At 58.7% G+C, this 13681-nt stretch carries 18 protein-coding genes; 10 read left to right on the forward strand and 8 right to left on the reverse strand.

Going from position 1 to position 13681, the window contains the following annotated elements:
• Positions 1-49 precede the first annotated feature (49 nt).
• Positions 50-343 (forward strand): hypothetical protein, encoded by a 294-nt coding sequence (locus BK667_RS19215; protein ID WP_047527147.1) that lies wholly within the window; start codon positions 50-52, stop codon positions 341-343.
• Positions 344-487: 144 nt separating this feature from the next.
• The gene (locus BK667_RS19220) at positions 488-1459 is read left to right on the forward strand and encodes a L,D-transpeptidase family protein (protein WP_123510233.1); all 972 of its coding nucleotides are present in this window, start codon (positions 488-490) and stop codon (positions 1457-1459) included.
• Positions 1460-1582: 123 nt separating this feature from the next.
• Here BK667_RS19220 and BK667_RS19225 read toward each other — a convergent pair whose 3' ends face one another.
• Complete coding sequence (locus tag BK667_RS19225; protein ID WP_002553018.1) at positions 1583-1834, reverse strand: outer membrane lipoprotein OprI; 252 nt, start codon at positions 1832-1834, stop codon at positions 1583-1585.
• Positions 1835-2478: 644 nt separating this feature from the next.
• Here BK667_RS19225 and BK667_RS19230 point away from each other — a divergent pair.
• Complete coding sequence (locus tag BK667_RS19230) at positions 2479-2766, forward strand: GNAT family N-acetyltransferase (protein ID WP_020800382.1); 288 nt, start codon at positions 2479-2481, stop codon at positions 2764-2766.
• A gap of 61 nt (positions 2767-2827) precedes the next feature.
• Here the strand turns inward: BK667_RS19230 and BK667_RS19235 are convergent, their stop codons facing one another.
• Positions 2828-3904, reverse strand: a complete 1077-nt coding sequence (locus BK667_RS19235) for a 3-deoxy-7-phosphoheptulonate synthase (RefSeq protein WP_123598574.1) — start codon at positions 3902-3904, stop codon at positions 2828-2830.
• 129 nt (positions 3905-4033) lie between these two features.
• Positions 4034-4477: a PilZ domain-containing protein gene (locus tag BK667_RS19240; RefSeq protein WP_123510235.1), complete on the reverse strand. Its 444-nt coding sequence runs from the start codon at positions 4475-4477 to the stop codon at positions 4034-4036.
• On the opposite strand from BK667_RS19240, the gene BK667_RS19245 reads away from it, so the two are divergent.
• From BK667_RS19245 to cysB, 5 genes are all read left to right on the forward strand, one after another.
• Positions 4476-4862 (forward strand): thioredoxin family protein, encoded by a 387-nt coding sequence (locus BK667_RS19245; RefSeq protein ID WP_123510237.1) that lies wholly within the window; start codon positions 4476-4478, stop codon positions 4860-4862. The genes BK667_RS19240 and BK667_RS19245 overlap by 2 nt on opposite strands.
• On the forward strand, positions 4859-5812 hold the full coding sequence (locus tag BK667_RS19250; RefSeq protein WP_123598575.1) for a putative 2-dehydropantoate 2-reductase: 954 nt from the start codon (positions 4859-4861) through the stop codon (positions 5810-5812). The genes BK667_RS19245 and BK667_RS19250 overlap by 4 nt, the downstream gene beginning before the upstream one ends.
• Positions 5813-5836: 24 nt before the next feature.
• A complete protein-coding gene (locus BK667_RS19255; RefSeq protein ID WP_123510240.1) occupies positions 5837-6742 on the forward strand; it encodes a 5'-nucleotidase in 906 nt (301 codons plus the stop codon).
• Positions 6743-6836: 94 nt separating this feature from the next.
• On the forward strand, positions 6837-7340 hold the full coding sequence (locus BK667_RS19260; RefSeq protein ID WP_123510242.1) for a universal stress protein: 504 nt from the start codon (positions 6837-6839) through the stop codon (positions 7338-7340).
• Between the two features lie 111 nt (positions 7341-7451).
• The gene (cysB, locus tag BK667_RS19265) at positions 7452-8426 is read left to right on the forward strand and encodes an HTH-type transcriptional regulator CysB (protein WP_054052018.1); all 975 of its coding nucleotides are present in this window, start codon (positions 7452-7454) and stop codon (positions 8424-8426) included.
• Between the two features lie 6 nt (positions 8427-8432).
• Here the strand turns inward: cysB and BK667_RS19270 are convergent, their stop codons facing one another.
• Together BK667_RS19270 and BK667_RS19275 are read right to left on the reverse strand one after the other, a co-directional pair.
• A complete protein-coding gene (locus BK667_RS19270) occupies positions 8433-8915 on the reverse strand; it encodes a GreA/GreB family elongation factor (protein WP_123598576.1) in 483 nt (160 codons plus the stop codon).
• Between the two features lie 14 nt (positions 8916-8929).
• Positions 8930-9328, reverse strand: coding sequence for a hypothetical protein (locus BK667_RS19275; protein WP_123510246.1), 399 nt, complete (start codon positions 9326-9328; stop codon positions 8930-8932).
• A gap of 124 nt (positions 9329-9452) precedes the next feature.
• On the opposite strand from BK667_RS19275, the gene earP reads away from it, so the two are divergent.
• Both earP and BK667_RS19285 read left to right on the forward strand, forming a co-directional pair.
• Positions 9453-10610: an elongation factor P maturation arginine rhamnosyltransferase EarP gene (gene earP / locus BK667_RS19280; RefSeq protein WP_123598577.1), complete on the forward strand. Its 1158-nt coding sequence runs from the start codon at positions 9453-9455 to the stop codon at positions 10608-10610.
• Positions 10611-10658: 48 nt separating this feature from the next.
• The gene (locus BK667_RS19285) at positions 10659-11228 is read left to right on the forward strand and encodes an elongation factor P (protein ID WP_007943632.1); all 570 of its coding nucleotides are present in this window, start codon (positions 10659-10661) and stop codon (positions 11226-11228) included.
• 196 nt (positions 11229-11424) lie between these two features.
• Here BK667_RS19285 and BK667_RS19295 read toward each other — a convergent pair whose 3' ends face one another.
• From BK667_RS19295 to BK667_RS19305, 3 genes are all read right to left on the reverse strand, one after another.
• Entirely contained in the window at positions 11425-11844 is a 420-nt protein-coding gene (locus BK667_RS19295) for an organic hydroperoxide resistance protein (RefSeq protein WP_123598579.1), read from the reverse strand.
• Positions 11845-12160: 316 nt separating this feature from the next.
• Positions 12161-12622 (reverse strand): MarR family winged helix-turn-helix transcriptional regulator, encoded by a 462-nt coding sequence (locus BK667_RS19300; protein WP_123598641.1) that lies wholly within the window; start codon positions 12620-12622, stop codon positions 12161-12163.
• 69 nt (positions 12623-12691) lie between these two features.
• Positions 12692-13648: a LysR family transcriptional regulator gene (locus BK667_RS19305; protein ID WP_123510254.1), complete on the reverse strand. Its 957-nt coding sequence runs from the start codon at positions 13646-13648 to the stop codon at positions 12692-12694.
• Positions 13649-13681 lie beyond the last annotated feature (33 nt).

Here is a 13681-nt window from a genome sequence, read left to right on the forward strand (position 1 = left end):
CTAGTGGCGGTGTTTCGGCTAAGGTGGCGCCCCCGATTTGGAGCCCCCGATGCCGCGTCCTGCCTGGTCCCTTTTTGCCTACCAACTGATCGAGCCTGACGAGCAGCTGGATCTGTTCGCCTGCCAGGAAGTGCGGGTGCATCTGGTGGCGCGGCAGCTTGAACTCGGCGGTTCGGCGGACCGGACGCTGTGTGGCAGCCTGCTGCCGGCGCAGCCGCGTTGGTCGAGCGTGGATCGCAGGGTGTTCCAGGACCAGCGTTTGTGTTCGCTGTGCCGAGCGATTCTTGAGTCGCAAAAACGCGGCACCTCGCCGATCTGGCCGGAATTGCGTTTCGAGCTTTAAGCTCCTACCTATGACCTCGCCGCTGCTCCCGCATGAAAAAAATGTCATGTATCGCCTGCAATGTGCTCGATCTCCCCGAAATTACGGACGTCGGTGTACAATCGCGTTCTTATACCCTTGTCGATCATGCGAAGGATTTTCCGGATGTTGCCGCGCTTTCCTGCCGTCACCCGCTGCCTGACCCTTGCCGCCTTCTGTGTGGCGGGTCCAGTTTCAGCACTAGAGCTGCCTCTACCACCTCCAGGTGAAGACATCATCGGTCAGGTGCAAGTGATCAAGGCCAAGTACGAAGATACCTTCGCCGACCTTGGTACCACTTACGATCTGGGCTATTCGGAAATGGTCGCGGCCAACCCGGGCGTTGACGCCTGGCTGCCGGGCGCCGGCACCGAAATCATTCTGCCGACCCGCTTCATCCTGCCGCCGGGTCCGCGTGAAGGCATCGTCATCAACCTGGCCGAGTACCGCCTCTACTACTATCCGAAAGGCCGGAACGTGGTGTACACCTTCCCGCTGGGGATCGGCCGTGAGGGTTGGGGTTCACCGATCGCGCACACCACCATCACCGCCAAGACGCCGAACCCGACCTGGACCCCTCCAGCCTCGATCAAGGCCGAGCATCTCGCCGACGGTGACCCGTTGCCGAATGTGGTGCCGGCCGGCCCGGACAACCCGCTGGGGCCGTTCAAGTTCAGCCTGGGCACTCCGGGCTACCTGATTCACGGCTCGAACAAGAAATTCGGTATCGGCATGCGCACCAGCCACGGCTGCTTCCGCATGTTCAACAACAATGTGCTGGAAATGGCGGGCATGGTGCCGGTCGGTACATCGGTGCGGATCATCAACGACCCGTACAAGTTCGGCCTGAGTGGCGGCAAGGTTTATCTCGAAGCGCACACGCCGCTGGACGACAATGGCAATCCGTCGGTGGTCGACAAGCACACCGCCGTGATCAATGCGATGCTCAAGCGTGAAGACATCACCAACAATCTGCGCATGAACTGGGATGTCGTGCGTGACGTGGTAGCGGCCGAAGATGGCCTGCCGGTGGAAATCGCCGTGCCGAATACGTCCGCGCCTATGGTGTCGAGCGTGCCGGTCGATCTGCAGCAGTAAACACGAAAAAGGAACCCGCCGACGTTGGCCGTCGGCGGGTTTTTTTATGGCCGATACAAAACACCGGGCATAAAAAAAGCCGATCCATAAATGGATCGGCTTGATAACAATCCCGAAGGACTATTACTTGCGGCTAGCTTTGTCCAGCATGCGCAGAGCACGCTCGTTAGCTTCGTCAGCAGTCTGTTGTGCTTTTTGAGCAGCAGCCAGAGCTTCATCAGCTTTACGGTAAGCTTCGTCTGCACGAGCCTGGGAGCGAGCAGCTGCGTCTTCAGTAGCGGTCAGACGTGCTTCGGTTTCTTTCGATACGCTGCTGCAACCGGTAGCCAGAACTGCGGCCAGAGCCAGAGCAGAGAATTTCAGAACGTTGTTCATCGTGTTCCCCTTCAAGGACTTTCTATTAAGTAGCTGTCTCCTCAGAGTGAGGAAATAGCCGGCGTACATACTACCCATTACTTGTCGTAAGTAAACTGACGTAAAGCAAGAAGCAAAAAAAATTGTAGGCGTTGATTCTTTTTCGAGCAACTTTTAACTGCTCTGGATAAAAAATACCCAGCTGCGAGGCCCGAGATGAGCGAGCCGCATGAGAAAAGTTCCCTAATCCGAAGGCAGTATCTCCGGTCTTTGTTAAAGTCTGTCTACATGCTTTCGTCTACACTTTTGTTCGGATTTTGCGTAGCGCCTCTCATATCTTTCTGCATGTTGAGGTGACTTTAACGAAGGGCGCTCGTCTTAAGTCTCAACATCCGGCAATGTTCAGGCTTTCGACCCGGGAAGATCTTTGGTCGAGCCATCCCTGCGTCAATTGGAGCAGCACCCCGCAGCCACCTCGGCATGATGACGAGCGCACCTTGAGCATTTTCGCCAATGGTGCCTACTATTTGATACGTGCCCAGGTTGCGCGAGATCGGTGTCGCTCTTCTCGGTGTCCATTCAGGCACAGGGTGGCGTAGATGTTCCTTCGCCGGAAAAACATCGGTAAGGTAGGGGTCAGAATCCAAGACCCGCGAGGAGTAGTGATGAGCGAGGCGTTGTCCATCCACCATGACCAGGCTGGTCATCAGTTCGAGACCAATGTGGACGGTCATCGTGCCTACCTGACCTATATGGATCTGGGGAAACAGACCCTGGATATCTATCGCACCTTCGTGCCCAACGCATTGCGTGGCCGTGGCATTGCGGCGGCATTGACCGAGCAGGCGCTGCAGTACGCTGAAGAAATGGGCTACACGGTGATTCCATCGTGCTCCTACGTGGAGCGCTACATGGAACGTCATCAGCGGCACGCGGCCAAGCTGAGCCAGTAAACGCAACGCATAAAAAAACGCCGGGTTAAACCGGCGTTTTTTTGTGCCTGAAAAACGATGATCAGCTGCGATCGCGTTTCGGCAGCACGTCCTTGAGCTTGGCGTGCATGCTGCGCAGGGTGTTTTCGGTGGCAGTCCAGTCGATGCAGGCATCGGTGATCGATACGCCGTATTGCAGGTCGGCGAGGTCTTTCGGGATCGCCTGGCAGCCCCAGTTCAGGTGACTCTCGACCATCAGGCCGATGATCGACTGGTTGCCTTCGAGGATCTGGTTGGCGACGTTCTCCATCACCAGCGGTTGCAGGGCCGGGTCCTTGTTGGAGTTGGCGTGGCTGCAATCGACCATGATGTTCGGCTTGATCTTGGCCTTGTTCAGCGCTTGCTCGCAGAGGGCGACGCTGACCGAATCGTAGTTCGGCTTGCCGTTGCCACCGCGCAATACCACGTGACCGTAGGCGTTGCCCTTGGTGGTGACGATCGACACGCCACCTTCCTGGTTGATGCCCAGGAAGCGATGCGGGCTGGAAACCGACTGCAAGGCGTTGATCGCCACGGTCAGGCCGCCGTCGGTGCCGTTCTTGAAGCCGACCGCCGAGGACAGGCCGGAGGCCATTTCACGGTGAGTCTGGGATTCGGTGGTACGCGCGCCGATGGCCGACCAGCTGATCAGGTCCTGCAAGTATTGCGGGGAGATCGGGTCGAGGGCTTCAGTGGCGGTCGGCAGGCCCATCTCGGCCAGGTCCAGCAGCAACTTGCGGCCGATGTGCAAGCCGTCCTGAATCTTGAACGAGTCATCCAGGTACGGATCGTTGATCAGACCTTTCCAGCCGACGGTGGTACGTGGCTTCTCGAAATACACGCGCATGACCAGATACAAGGTATCGGACACTTCGGCGGCCAGAGTTTTCAGGCGCTCGGCGTATTCGTGGGCAGCCTTGATATCGTGGATCGAGCACGGCCCGATCACCACGAACAGGCGGTGGTCGGTGCCATCAAGAATGTTGCGAATGACTTCGCGGCCCTTGGTCACGGTGCGCAGGGCAGCGTCGCTCAAAGGGATATCACGCTTGAGCTGATCGGGAGTGATCAGGGTTTCGTTGGAAGCGACGTTTAGGTCGTTGATCGGTAAATCAGCCATCGTTTACTCGTCAGGTCACGGGTGCCATCCGCCAGCGAACCCGCGCGGCGGAGCACAGCAAATTAAGCGCGTCGGGGGACCCGAACCTTAGCGCGTTACACCGTGGCTCGACAATGGGCAGACACCGCTTTAATCCAGCACAGGCTGAGCAAAAGCCTTGCGAACCGTGTCGTGGGAGAACTCGTCGGCATGCTGCTGCACCCATTCAAGGGCCAGGGCTTGAGTTTCCTGCAGATCATCATGGGCATCATGCAGGCGACGATAACGTTCGATCTGGCACACCTGCTCGCCCATTCGCGCACTGAACAGCATCTGTTCGTCGACAAAAGCGATGCCCACCAGGTAGCCACGCTTTCGGCGCAGGCACCAGGCCACGTAGCCCAGATAACGCAAGTCGGGGTTCAAGGTCGGCATGCGCACTTCGAGTGCCGTGCCGTGACGCCAGGCGCGGTGGTAATTGCAAGCCATGCCGCCGAGGCTGATAGTGTGCAGCCGTTGCCGTGAAATGCACTCATGTTTGAGCAGCGTAAGTTCCACGGGCACATCGTCAGGATGAGGAAGAAAACGTCCCATGAACACGGACTCCCTGTGTCGCCCATTTGACATTGTTTCCCCCAGTATAGTGGTCGAATCGGAACTGACCGATTTCGACGCCGACCAAAGGCTGCTGGCGATGAACGGCGTTTCCCTGGTGATTTTCACCAGCGTCGGCTGCGCCAGTTGCCGGTTTGCCCGAGAGCAATTGCCAAGGCTCGATCTGGCGATCGATCAGTTGTGCTGGATCGACGCGGCGGACAATGGCGGGTTGGTGGAACGTTATGAGGTCTTTCATTTGCCGGCGCTGTTTGTGGTGCGCGACGGTGAGTTCTTTGGGGCGGTACAGTCGCGCCTGACCGACACTGAACTGAATCAGGCGGTGAGCCAGGCGCTGAGTCGAATTGCTGAGGAGTTGCCATGATTGGAGCAGTTGCCAAGCCGACAATCGGCATTATCGGGACCGGCGCAATTGGTGGTTTCTACGGGTTGATGCTGGCGCGTGCCGGTTTCGATGTGCATTTTCTGTTGCGCAGTGAGTTTTCCGCAGTCGCCGAGCGCGGGCTGCAAGTCAACAGTGCGGTACATGGCGCGCTGACGTTGAATCCGGTCCAGGCCTATTCAGCGGCCGAAGACATGCCACCCTGCGACTGGTTGCTGGTGGCGGCGAAGAGCACCAGCCCGGGGCTCGCGCCGATCATCATTGAAGCCGCGGCCCCCGGCGCCAAAGTCCTGCTGCTGCAAAATGGCCTGGACGTCGAAGACAGTCTGCGAGAGTCGCTGCCGGATTCGCTGCATGTGCTCGGTGGGTTGTGCCTGATTTGTGTCCATCGCGAAGGCCCGGGCGTGATCACCCATCAGGCCCTCGGCGCGGTAAATGTTGGCTACCACAGTGGCCCGGCCAACGACGACGCGGCGCGCATGGCGCTGGTCGAGGAGGGCGCCGGGCTATTCCGTGCCGCCGGTATCGACTCTCAGGCCATGCCCAATCTGCATCAGGCGCGCTGGCAAAAACTGGTCTGGAATATTCCTTACAACGGTCTGTCGGTTTTGCTCGGGGCGAGCACGACACCGTTGATGGCCGATGCCGACAGCCGCGCGCTGATCCAGGCATTGATGGCCGAAGTGGTGCAGGGCGCCCAGGCCTGCGGTCACGTCATACCGCCCGGTTACGCCGACTACCTGTTCATGATGACCGAGAAAATGCCTGACTATTGGCCGAGCATGTACCACGATCTCCTGCACAAACGACCGCTGGAATTGGAGGCAATCTACGCCCGGCCCTTGGCGGCGGCGAAAGCGGCGGGATGTGAGTTGCCACGCATCGAGGCCCTGTATCGGGCGCTCGGTTTTATCGATCGACGTAACGTTTGAGTCGATCCACCAGAGGGGAAGGGCATGGCCAAGGACATAGATGACAAATTGGTGCTGGCGATTTCTTCGCGAGCGCTGTTCGACCTGAGCGAAAGCCACAAGGTCTATCTGTCGGATGGGGTCGAGGCCTATCGGCAATACCAGATCGAGCACGAAGACGAAGTCCTCGCGCCCGGTGATGCTTTCCCGCTGGTGGAAAAACTCCTGAACCTCAATGCCAGTCTTGGCCGCGCCCGGGTCGAAGTGGTGCTGGTGTCGCGCAACAGTGCCGACACCGGACTGCGGGTCTTCAACTCGATTCACCACTACGGACTGGCGATTTCCCGCGCGGCGTTTGTCGGTGGACGCAGTCCTTATCCGTACCTCAAGGCTTTTGGTTGCGACCTGTTTCTCTCGACCCATGCCGAAGACGTGCGCAGTGCGCTGGACGCCGGTTTTGCCGCCGCGACCATTCTGTCGGGCGGCGCGAGCCGGGCCGCCAGTGATGAGTTGCGCATTGCCTTCGACGGGGATGCGGTGCTGTTTTCCGATGAGTCGGAGCGGGTTTATCAGTCGGGTGGGCTGGAAGCTTTTCAGGCCAGCGAACGCCAGGCGGCCCGTGAGCCCTTGCGCGGTGGACCGTTCAAAGGCTTCCTGGCGGCGTTGAATTTGTTGCAGCGCGAGTTCCCCGAAGACGCCTGCCCGATCCGCACCGCCCTGGTCACCGCGCGTTCGGCACCGGCCCACGAGCGCGTGATCCGCACGTTGCGCGAGTGGGATATCCGTCTGGACGAATCGCTGTTTCTCGGCGGCCTGACCAAAGCCGCGTTTTTGGAAGCCTTTGCCGCCGACGTGTTTTTCGACGATCAGGCAGGCCATTGCGAACTGGCTCGTGAAGTGGTCGCCACCGGTCACGTGCCCCATGGCATAAGCAACGAGCAAAAAGTTTAAGCCCTTGCTTCAAGGTGTTACGCGGCCCGTCGTACTCGGCAAGGCACTGCTAAGCTGAATCAATCTCCGCCATGTCGGCACGCAAGGAGGTCATATGATTCGTTCCATGCTGTATGCCACCGACCTCGGCCTGTATGCACCTTTGGTGATGCAGCACGCCTTGGCGCTGGCGCGAACATTCAATGCCGACTTGTATGTGGTGCACGCAGTGGAACCCATGGGGCTGTTTGCCGAATCGGTGCTGCAGAGCTATCTCGATGAGCAAGCGTTGAACGAGTTTCACAGCCAGGGCCTGAACACGGTGATCGCCAATATTGAACGGCGGGTGCTGGAAAGCTTTCGTGAAGAACTGGGGGATGAGGGGGAACAGGATCTGGCGCGGATACAAGCGGTGCGGGTGCTTCAGGGCGATCCGTCGCAGGTGATTCTCGACCAGGCGCAGAAACTCTCCGTGGATTTGCTGATCGTAGGTAGTCATAGCCATCGCGCCAGTGCGGAAACGCCATTGGGCCGCACGGCGGCGCGGGTCTTGCAGTTGGCTCGGGTGCCGGTCTATCTGGTGCCATTGGTGGAGCGTCGGCGTCTGGGAGATCGCTAGAACAAATAATGCTGTTTTGATAAAAAAGTTCTAGATTTATTCTTCAAACCATTAATATAGTTATATACCGTCGCTGATGCCCGTGGCGTCTACCTGCTTTGAGGGATTCATATGAAGCTTCAACAACTGCGCTACATCTGGGAAGTGGCGCACCACGACCTCAACGTTTCCGCTACAGCCCAAAGTCTCTACACCTCGCAGCCGGGCATCAGTAAACAGATCCGTTTGCTGGAAGACGAATTGGGCGTCGAGGTCTTCGCCCGCAGCGGCAAGCACCTGACCCGCGTTACCCCGGCCGGCGAACGCATCATCACCACTGCCGGCGAAATCCTGCGCAAGGTTGAAAGCATCAAGCAGATTGCCCAGGAATTCTCCAACGAGAAGAAAGGCACCCTGTCGATCGCCACCACCCACACCCAGGCGCGTTATGCGTTGCCGCCGGTGATCAGCAACTTCATCAAGCAATACCCGGACGTTGCGTTGCACATGCACCAGGGTTCGCCGATGCAGATCGCCGAAATGGCCGCTGACGGCACCGTGGATTTCGCCATCGCCACCGAAGCCCTGGAGTTGTTTGGTGACCTGGTGATGATGCCGTGCTACCGCTGGAACCGCTGCGTGGTCGTGCCCCAGGGCCACCCGCTGACCAAGCTGCCGAAGCTGACCCTCGAAGCCCTCGCCGAATACCCGATCGTGACCTACGTGTTCGGTTTCACCGGCCGTTCGAAACTCGACGAAGCCTTCAGCCATCGTGGCTTGACGCCGAAAGTAGTGTTCACCGCCGCTGACGCCGACGTGATCAAGACTTACGTGCGCCTGGGTCTGGGTGTGGGCATCGTCGCTAAAATGGCGGTCGACGCCAAACTCGACAGCGACCTGGTGATGCTCGATGCCAGCGATTTGTTCGAATCCAGCATCACCAAGATTGGTTTCCGTCGCGGCACCTTCCTGCGTGGTTTCATGTGCGACTTCATCGAGAAGTTTGCCCCGCACCTGACCCGCGAAGTCATGGCCAAAGCCATCCAGTGCCACAACAAGCAGGAACTGGAAGAGCTATTCGACGGCGTCGAACTGCCGGTCCACTAAGCTGCTTTAAATCACCTCGGTAACAGCAAACTGTTGCCGAGCGCCCGCCACCAGAATCTCTACCTCGTCCCCTTCGAACTTGCCCAACAGGCTTTTGCCCAGTGGTGAGCGAGGGGTGATGACGGTGATCATCTGCCCCACCACATCGACCTTCAAACCCGCCGCATCAGGCGCCAGGAACAGCCACTGTTCACGACCCTTTTCGTCTTCGAGGCCGAGCAGGGCGCCGACTTCGATGCCGCGCTGATCATCATACGGGCGCAGCGTCAGGTTCTGGCAGAGGGTCAGTGAATGACGAATTTCCTCGACCCGTTTCGCCTGCCCGGCCGCCAGGTATGACGCCTCGAGCCCCAGCGTGTCGTATTTGTTTTCGGCGATGTTCTCTTCGTGGGTCGCGGTTTCGTACGCGGTTTGCGCAGCACGTTCAGCGATGTCGAGATCGATACGCAGCTTGTCGAGTATCAGTTGGTGGACGGTCGGCTTGTGCATAGAGAGCTTCTTGATCAATCGCAGAATTGCAGGACGTTGGCGCGGCTTTTTTCGTTCGGCGCGGTTTGGTCCTGTTGCAGCCAGAACTGGCATTTGGGGTTCGACAGGTTGCGGTTGTTCGTGCGGGCCTGGTCGAGGGTTTGCTGTTGTTCGTTCTTGCGCAGGTTCTCTTTGTATTGCTCGAACATCGGGGTTTCAGGGGCGGGCTGCACCACCACCGGCGGTTTTGCCAACTGCTGCACGGCCTGGGCCACTGGCGCCAATTGCTCCGGGAAGACAAAACGCGAGGCGAGCCAGCAAGTCAGCGCGATGGCCAGGAACCCAAGCCAAAGACCCAGAGCAATGCTGGCGGTCAATTGCACGGCATTGAGGCGGATCGGCAACGGGCGGCGCGGGTTGGGACGGTAGGGCATGGCTGCCTCCTGGCGGGTGGTCGCGGGCGGATCGCGATTGTCGCACGAAGATTAATCGTCGTCGGCCCTTCTGCACGGGGTAATTTATGCGGACAATCGGCGCCTTTGCCAACGGGAGCCATAAATGCCTGAACTGCCTCAAATGAAAAACCGCGGGCGCTGGGATATTTTTTGCACCGTGGTCGACAACTTTGGCGACATCGGTGTGACCTGGCGCCTGGCCCGACAACTGGTGGCCGAACATTCGGTGCACGTTCGCCTGTGGGTCGATGACTTGCGGTCCTTCGAACGCCTGTGCCCGCAGATCGACATCCACGCGCCCCAGCAATGGCAGCAGGGTGTCGAGGTGCGTCAATGGCCCGCCGAATGGCAACCCGTGGAGGCCGCCGACGTGGTGATCGCCGCGTTCGCCTGCCAACTGCCGAGCCCCTACATGGATGCCATGGCCGAACGGGAAAAACCGCCGTTGTGGATGAACCTGGATTATCTGAGCGCCGAGGACTGGGTGATCGGCTGCCACGGTTTGCCGTCGGTGAAATACAAGAGCGTGCAGAAGTTCTTCTTCTTTCCGGGGTTCCAGAAAGGCACTGGAGGCTTGCTCCGTGAAAGTGGATTGCTGGAGCGGCGTCGGCAGTTTCAGCAAAGCCCCGAGGCTCAGCGAGAATTCCTGCAAGGTTTGGCGATTGATCGCGCGCCCGGTGCGCAGTTGATCTCGCTGTTTGCCTACGAAAACACCGGGCTGGCGAGTTGGCTCGACACGCTGGCCGCCGATTCGACACCCACCCACCTGCTGGTGCCGGAAGGGCGGATTCTCGGCGACGTCGAACGCTGGCTCGGCGTCGATGGGCTGGTGGCAGGTGCGCTGCATGTGCGGGACGCCCTGACCATTCAGGTGCTGTCGTTCGTCCGCCAGGATCAATACGATCACTTGCTCTGGTGCTGCGATTTCAACGCCGTGCGTGGCGAAGATTCGTTTGTCCGGGCGCAATGGGCGGGGCGGCCGCTGCTGTGGCACATCTATCGGCAGGACGAAGACATCCACCTGGACAAGCTCGAAGCCTTCCTCGTGCTCTATACAAAAGACCTGTCGGCGCCTGCCGCAGAAGCGATCAGCGGTCTTTGGCGGGTGTGGAATGCCGGCGGCGACATGGCCGACCAATGGCTCGCGACCCGCAAACACTGGCCGGAGCTGGAAAAACACGCCGAGGCCTGGTGTCTGGAACAAGCCTTGCAGGCCGATCTTGCCGCGGCGCTGGTACAGTTTTACCTAAATTGGATATGATACGCGGCCTAGATTTTTGTAAATCCCATCCAAATTCGGATATTCGCAATGAAAACTGGTAAAGAACTGAAACCCGGTACCGTGATCCGTCTCGAAAACGATCCTTGGCTGGTTCAGAAAGCTGAATTCACCAAGTCCGGTCGTAACAGCGCGATCATGAAGACCAAGCTGAAGAACCTGCTGACCGGTTACAAGACCGAGATCGTTTACAGCGCCGACGACAAACTGGACGACGTAATCCTCGACCGCAAAGAAGCGACCCTGTCCTTCATCAGCGGCGACACCTACACGTTCATGGACACCACCGACTACACCATGTACGAGCTGAACGCTGAAGACATCGAAGCCGTTCTGCCTTTCGTTGAAGAAGGCATGACCGATGTTTGCGAAGCGATCTTCTTCGAAGAGCGTCTGGTTTCCGTAGAACTGCCGACCACTATCGTGCGTCAGGTTGACTACACCGAAGGTTCCGCTCGCGGCGACACTTCCGGCAAGGTGATGAAGCCTGCCAAACTGAAGAACGGTACCGAGCTGTCGGTTGCTGACTTCATCGAAATCGGCGACATGATCGAGATCGATACCCGCGAAGGCGGTTCCTACAAAGGCCGTGCTAAATAAGCACAGCCCCAGGAATGAAAAAGCCCGACCATTGAGTCGGGCTTTTTTTTGCCTGCGAATAACTTGATAACAACACCTGTCTCCTGTGGGAGCGGGCTTGCTCGCGAAGGCTGCTGCACATTCAACAGAGATGTTGACTGAACTAACGCTTTCGCGAGCAAGCTCGCTCCCACATTTCGTGTTGCGGTGTTCGCTATCAAACAGTCACGTGCAGGCGCACTTCGACGTTGCCACGGGTGGCGTTGGAGTACGGGCAGACTTGGTGAGCCGTATCGACCAGGGATTGCGCATCGGCTTGTTCCAGGCCCGGCAGGCTGATGTGCAGGTCGATGTCCAGACCGAAACCGCCAGGGATCTGGCCGATGCCGACATGGGCAGTGATCGAGGCGTCGTTCGGGATGGTGCGTTTGGTCTGGCTGGCGACGAATTTCAGCGCGCCGATGAAGCAGGCAGAGTAGCCGGCTGCGAACAGTTGCTCAGGGTTGGTGGCTGCGCCGCCAGCACCGCCGAGTTCTTTTGGGGTAGCGAGTTTGACGTCGAGGATGTTGTCGCTGGAAACCGCACGACCGTCACGGCCACCGGTGGAAGTTGCGATTGCGGTGTAGAGAGTTTGCATGGTGTGAGCCTCATTCGGATTTGGATGTTTTGCGCTAAATGTTTGCGCGCTAAGTAAGTGCGAGATGAATGTATCGCGCGAATATTTAGTGCGCAAGATAAATTTTTGAAAAAATTTGGCCTGTGACAGATGTTTCGAATGCGAATCGCCGGAGAGGTTTGAAATAGAGGGGTTTGTGCGGGGAGTGCAGGCGGGAAATTATTGGCGGTTTTGAGGGCGCCTTCGCGGGCAAGCCTCGCTCCTACAGGGGAACGCATTCCAACTGTAGGAGCGAGGCTTGCCCGCGAAGAACGATAACGCGGTCCCGCAGATGCCCCTAAAGACTGTCCTGCAGGTGACTACGCAGATCCTGCAGATCATTTTGCAGCTTCTTCAACTGCTCAATCGTCTGCCCGCTGGCGCCCAAAATGCACTGCGGAATATCCCGAGCCTTGTCCCGCAACGCGCGGCCCTGTTCGGTCAGTTCGACAATCACCACCCGTTCGTCATCACGGCTGCGGGTTCGGCTGAGCAAACCTTCGACTTCCAGGCGTTTGAGCAAGGGTGTCAACGAGCCCGGATCGGTCAGCAGACGGTTGCTGATTTCACCGACGGTCAAACCGTCCTTTTCCCACAACACCATCATTGCCAAATACTGCGGATAGGTCAGGCCCAGTGCTTGCAGCAAAGGTTTGTAGACCTTGGTCATCAGCAGTGAAGTGGAATGCAGGGCGAAGCACACCTGATTGTCCAGCAGCAGGTGGTCGCAATTGTCCGGGGTGTTGCGTTCGGTGGTCATGTCAAAGCCTTGATCAGTGATCGTCATGAATCTAGCGGGCGAATCTTTAATGCGCCAGATAATTATGGCCTAGTCCCCGGCCAGATTGCCTTGCAGGGCCAGATCCCACGGTGCAATCGGGCTGAAGCGAGTCTTCAGGTATTCCAGCAGCAGACGACTGCGGGAACTGGCTTGCTGCTCCAGACGCAACGCATATATCCCGGCGGTTTCCGGTTTTGGCAGGCCGTTTTCGCAGAACAGTGGCAGCAGTTCGCCGCGCAGCAGGTATTCGCTGGCCAGCCAAGTCGGCAAGTGGGCGATACCCAGCCCGGCCAGTGCGCCACAGACCAACGCCTCGGCATTGTTGGCGCTCATGCGGATGCGCGCGGGGCGGTGCAATTGCATGCGCCCATCCTGTTCGAAGCGCCAGGCGAAGGGCGGGGCGAGGCCATCCCAGTCGAGGCCATCGTGTTCGTTCAACTGCGACGGGTCGGTCGGCACGCCTCGGCGCTTCAAATAGGCGGGGCTGGCGCAAGCGATGCGCACCATGTTCGCCAGTGGCGTGGCGACCAATCGGGTGTCGGCCATTTGCCCGGCGCGCAATACGAGATCGACTTTGCCCAGGTTCAGACCCTGCATGTCGACAAAACTGTCGATCAGGTGCAATTGCACGTCGAGACCGGGATACAGCATCAGAAAATCAGCGATGACCGGTGCCAGATGTCGACGGCCGAACGCAGCGGGCGCATCCACCCGAATCAAGCCTTCAGGCGCGCTGCTGAGGGACACCGCTTCCGCCCGGGCCAAGCGCAGTTCGGCGACTATCCGCCGCGCACGCTCGGCAAACGCCAAACCCGCCGGCGTCGCCCGCACCGCGTGGGTACTGCGCAGGAACAACTGACTGCCGACCGCGCTTTCCAGGCTGTCGATGCGCCGGGCGACGGCCGAAGGTGTCAGTGGATGGCGCCGGGACGCAGCGGAAAAGCTCCCGGTTTCCAACACATCGAGGAACAGCCCGAGTTGGTCAGTCAATTGATTGGGGTTCATGGTTTCACCAGCGCTTATGCGAAATCGGCACAG

Origin of the sequence: Pseudomonas frederiksbergensis, from assembly GCF_003732705.1 — a bacterium.
GTDB classification, from domain to species: domain Bacteria; phylum Pseudomonadota; class Gammaproteobacteria; order Pseudomonadales; family Pseudomonadaceae; genus Aquipseudomonas; species Aquipseudomonas frederiksbergensis_F.

Coding starts and splice junctions, on each gene's coding strand:
- BK667_RS19235 (WP_123598574.1), bottom strand. CDS start 3,904: ATGGCTGATTTACCGATCAACGACCTAAACGTCGCTTCCAACGAAACC.
- BK667_RS19255 (WP_123510240.1), top strand. CDS start 5,837: ATGGCCAAGGACATAGATGACAAATTGGTGCTGGCGATTTCTTCGCGA.
- BK667_RS19240 (WP_123510235.1), bottom strand. CDS start 4,477: ATGGGACGTTTTCTTCCTCATCCTGACGATGTGCCCGTGGAACTTACG.
- BK667_RS19220 (WP_123510233.1), top strand. CDS start 488: ATGTTGCCGCGCTTTCCTGCCGTCACCCGCTGCCTGACCCTTGCCGCC.
- BK667_RS19250 (WP_123598575.1), top strand. CDS start 4,859: ATGATTGGAGCAGTTGCCAAGCCGACAATCGGCATTATCGGGACCGGC.
- BK667_RS19215 (WP_047527147.1), top strand. CDS start 50: ATGCCGCGTCCTGCCTGGTCCCTTTTTGCCTACCAACTGATCGAGCCT.
- BK667_RS19225 (WP_002553018.1), bottom strand. CDS start 1,834: ATGAACAACGTTCTGAAATTCTCTGCTCTGGCTCTGGCCGCAGTTCTG.
- cysB (WP_054052018.1), top strand. CDS start 7,452: ATGAAGCTTCAACAACTGCGCTACATCTGGGAAGTGGCGCACCACGAC.
- BK667_RS19295 (WP_123598579.1), bottom strand. CDS start 11,844: ATGCAAACTCTCTACACCGCAATCGCAACTTCCACCGGTGGCCGTGAC.
- BK667_RS19230 (WP_020800382.1), top strand. CDS start 2,479: ATGAGCGAGGCGTTGTCCATCCACCATGACCAGGCTGGTCATCAGTTC.
- BK667_RS19300 (WP_123598641.1), bottom strand. CDS start 12,622: ATGACCACCGAACGCAACACCCCGGACAATTGCGACCACCTGCTGCTG.
- BK667_RS19275 (WP_123510246.1), bottom strand. CDS start 9,328: ATGCCCTACCGTCCCAACCCGCGCCGCCCGTTGCCGATCCGCCTCAAT.
- BK667_RS19285 (WP_007943632.1), top strand. CDS start 10,659: ATGAAAACTGGTAAAGAACTGAAACCCGGTACCGTGATCCGTCTCGAA.
- BK667_RS19305 (WP_123510254.1), bottom strand. CDS start 13,648: ATGAACCCCAATCAATTGACTGACCAACTCGGGCTGTTCCTCGATGTG.
- BK667_RS19245 (WP_123510237.1), top strand. CDS start 4,476: ATGAACACGGACTCCCTGTGTCGCCCATTTGACATTGTTTCCCCCAGT.
- BK667_RS19260 (WP_123510242.1), top strand. CDS start 6,837: ATGATTCGTTCCATGCTGTATGCCACCGACCTCGGCCTGTATGCACCT.
- BK667_RS19270 (WP_123598576.1), bottom strand. CDS start 8,915: ATGCACAAGCCGACCGTCCACCAACTGATACTCGACAAGCTGCGTATC.
- earP (WP_123598577.1), top strand. CDS start 9,453: ATGCCTGAACTGCCTCAAATGAAAAACCGCGGGCGCTGGGATATTTTT.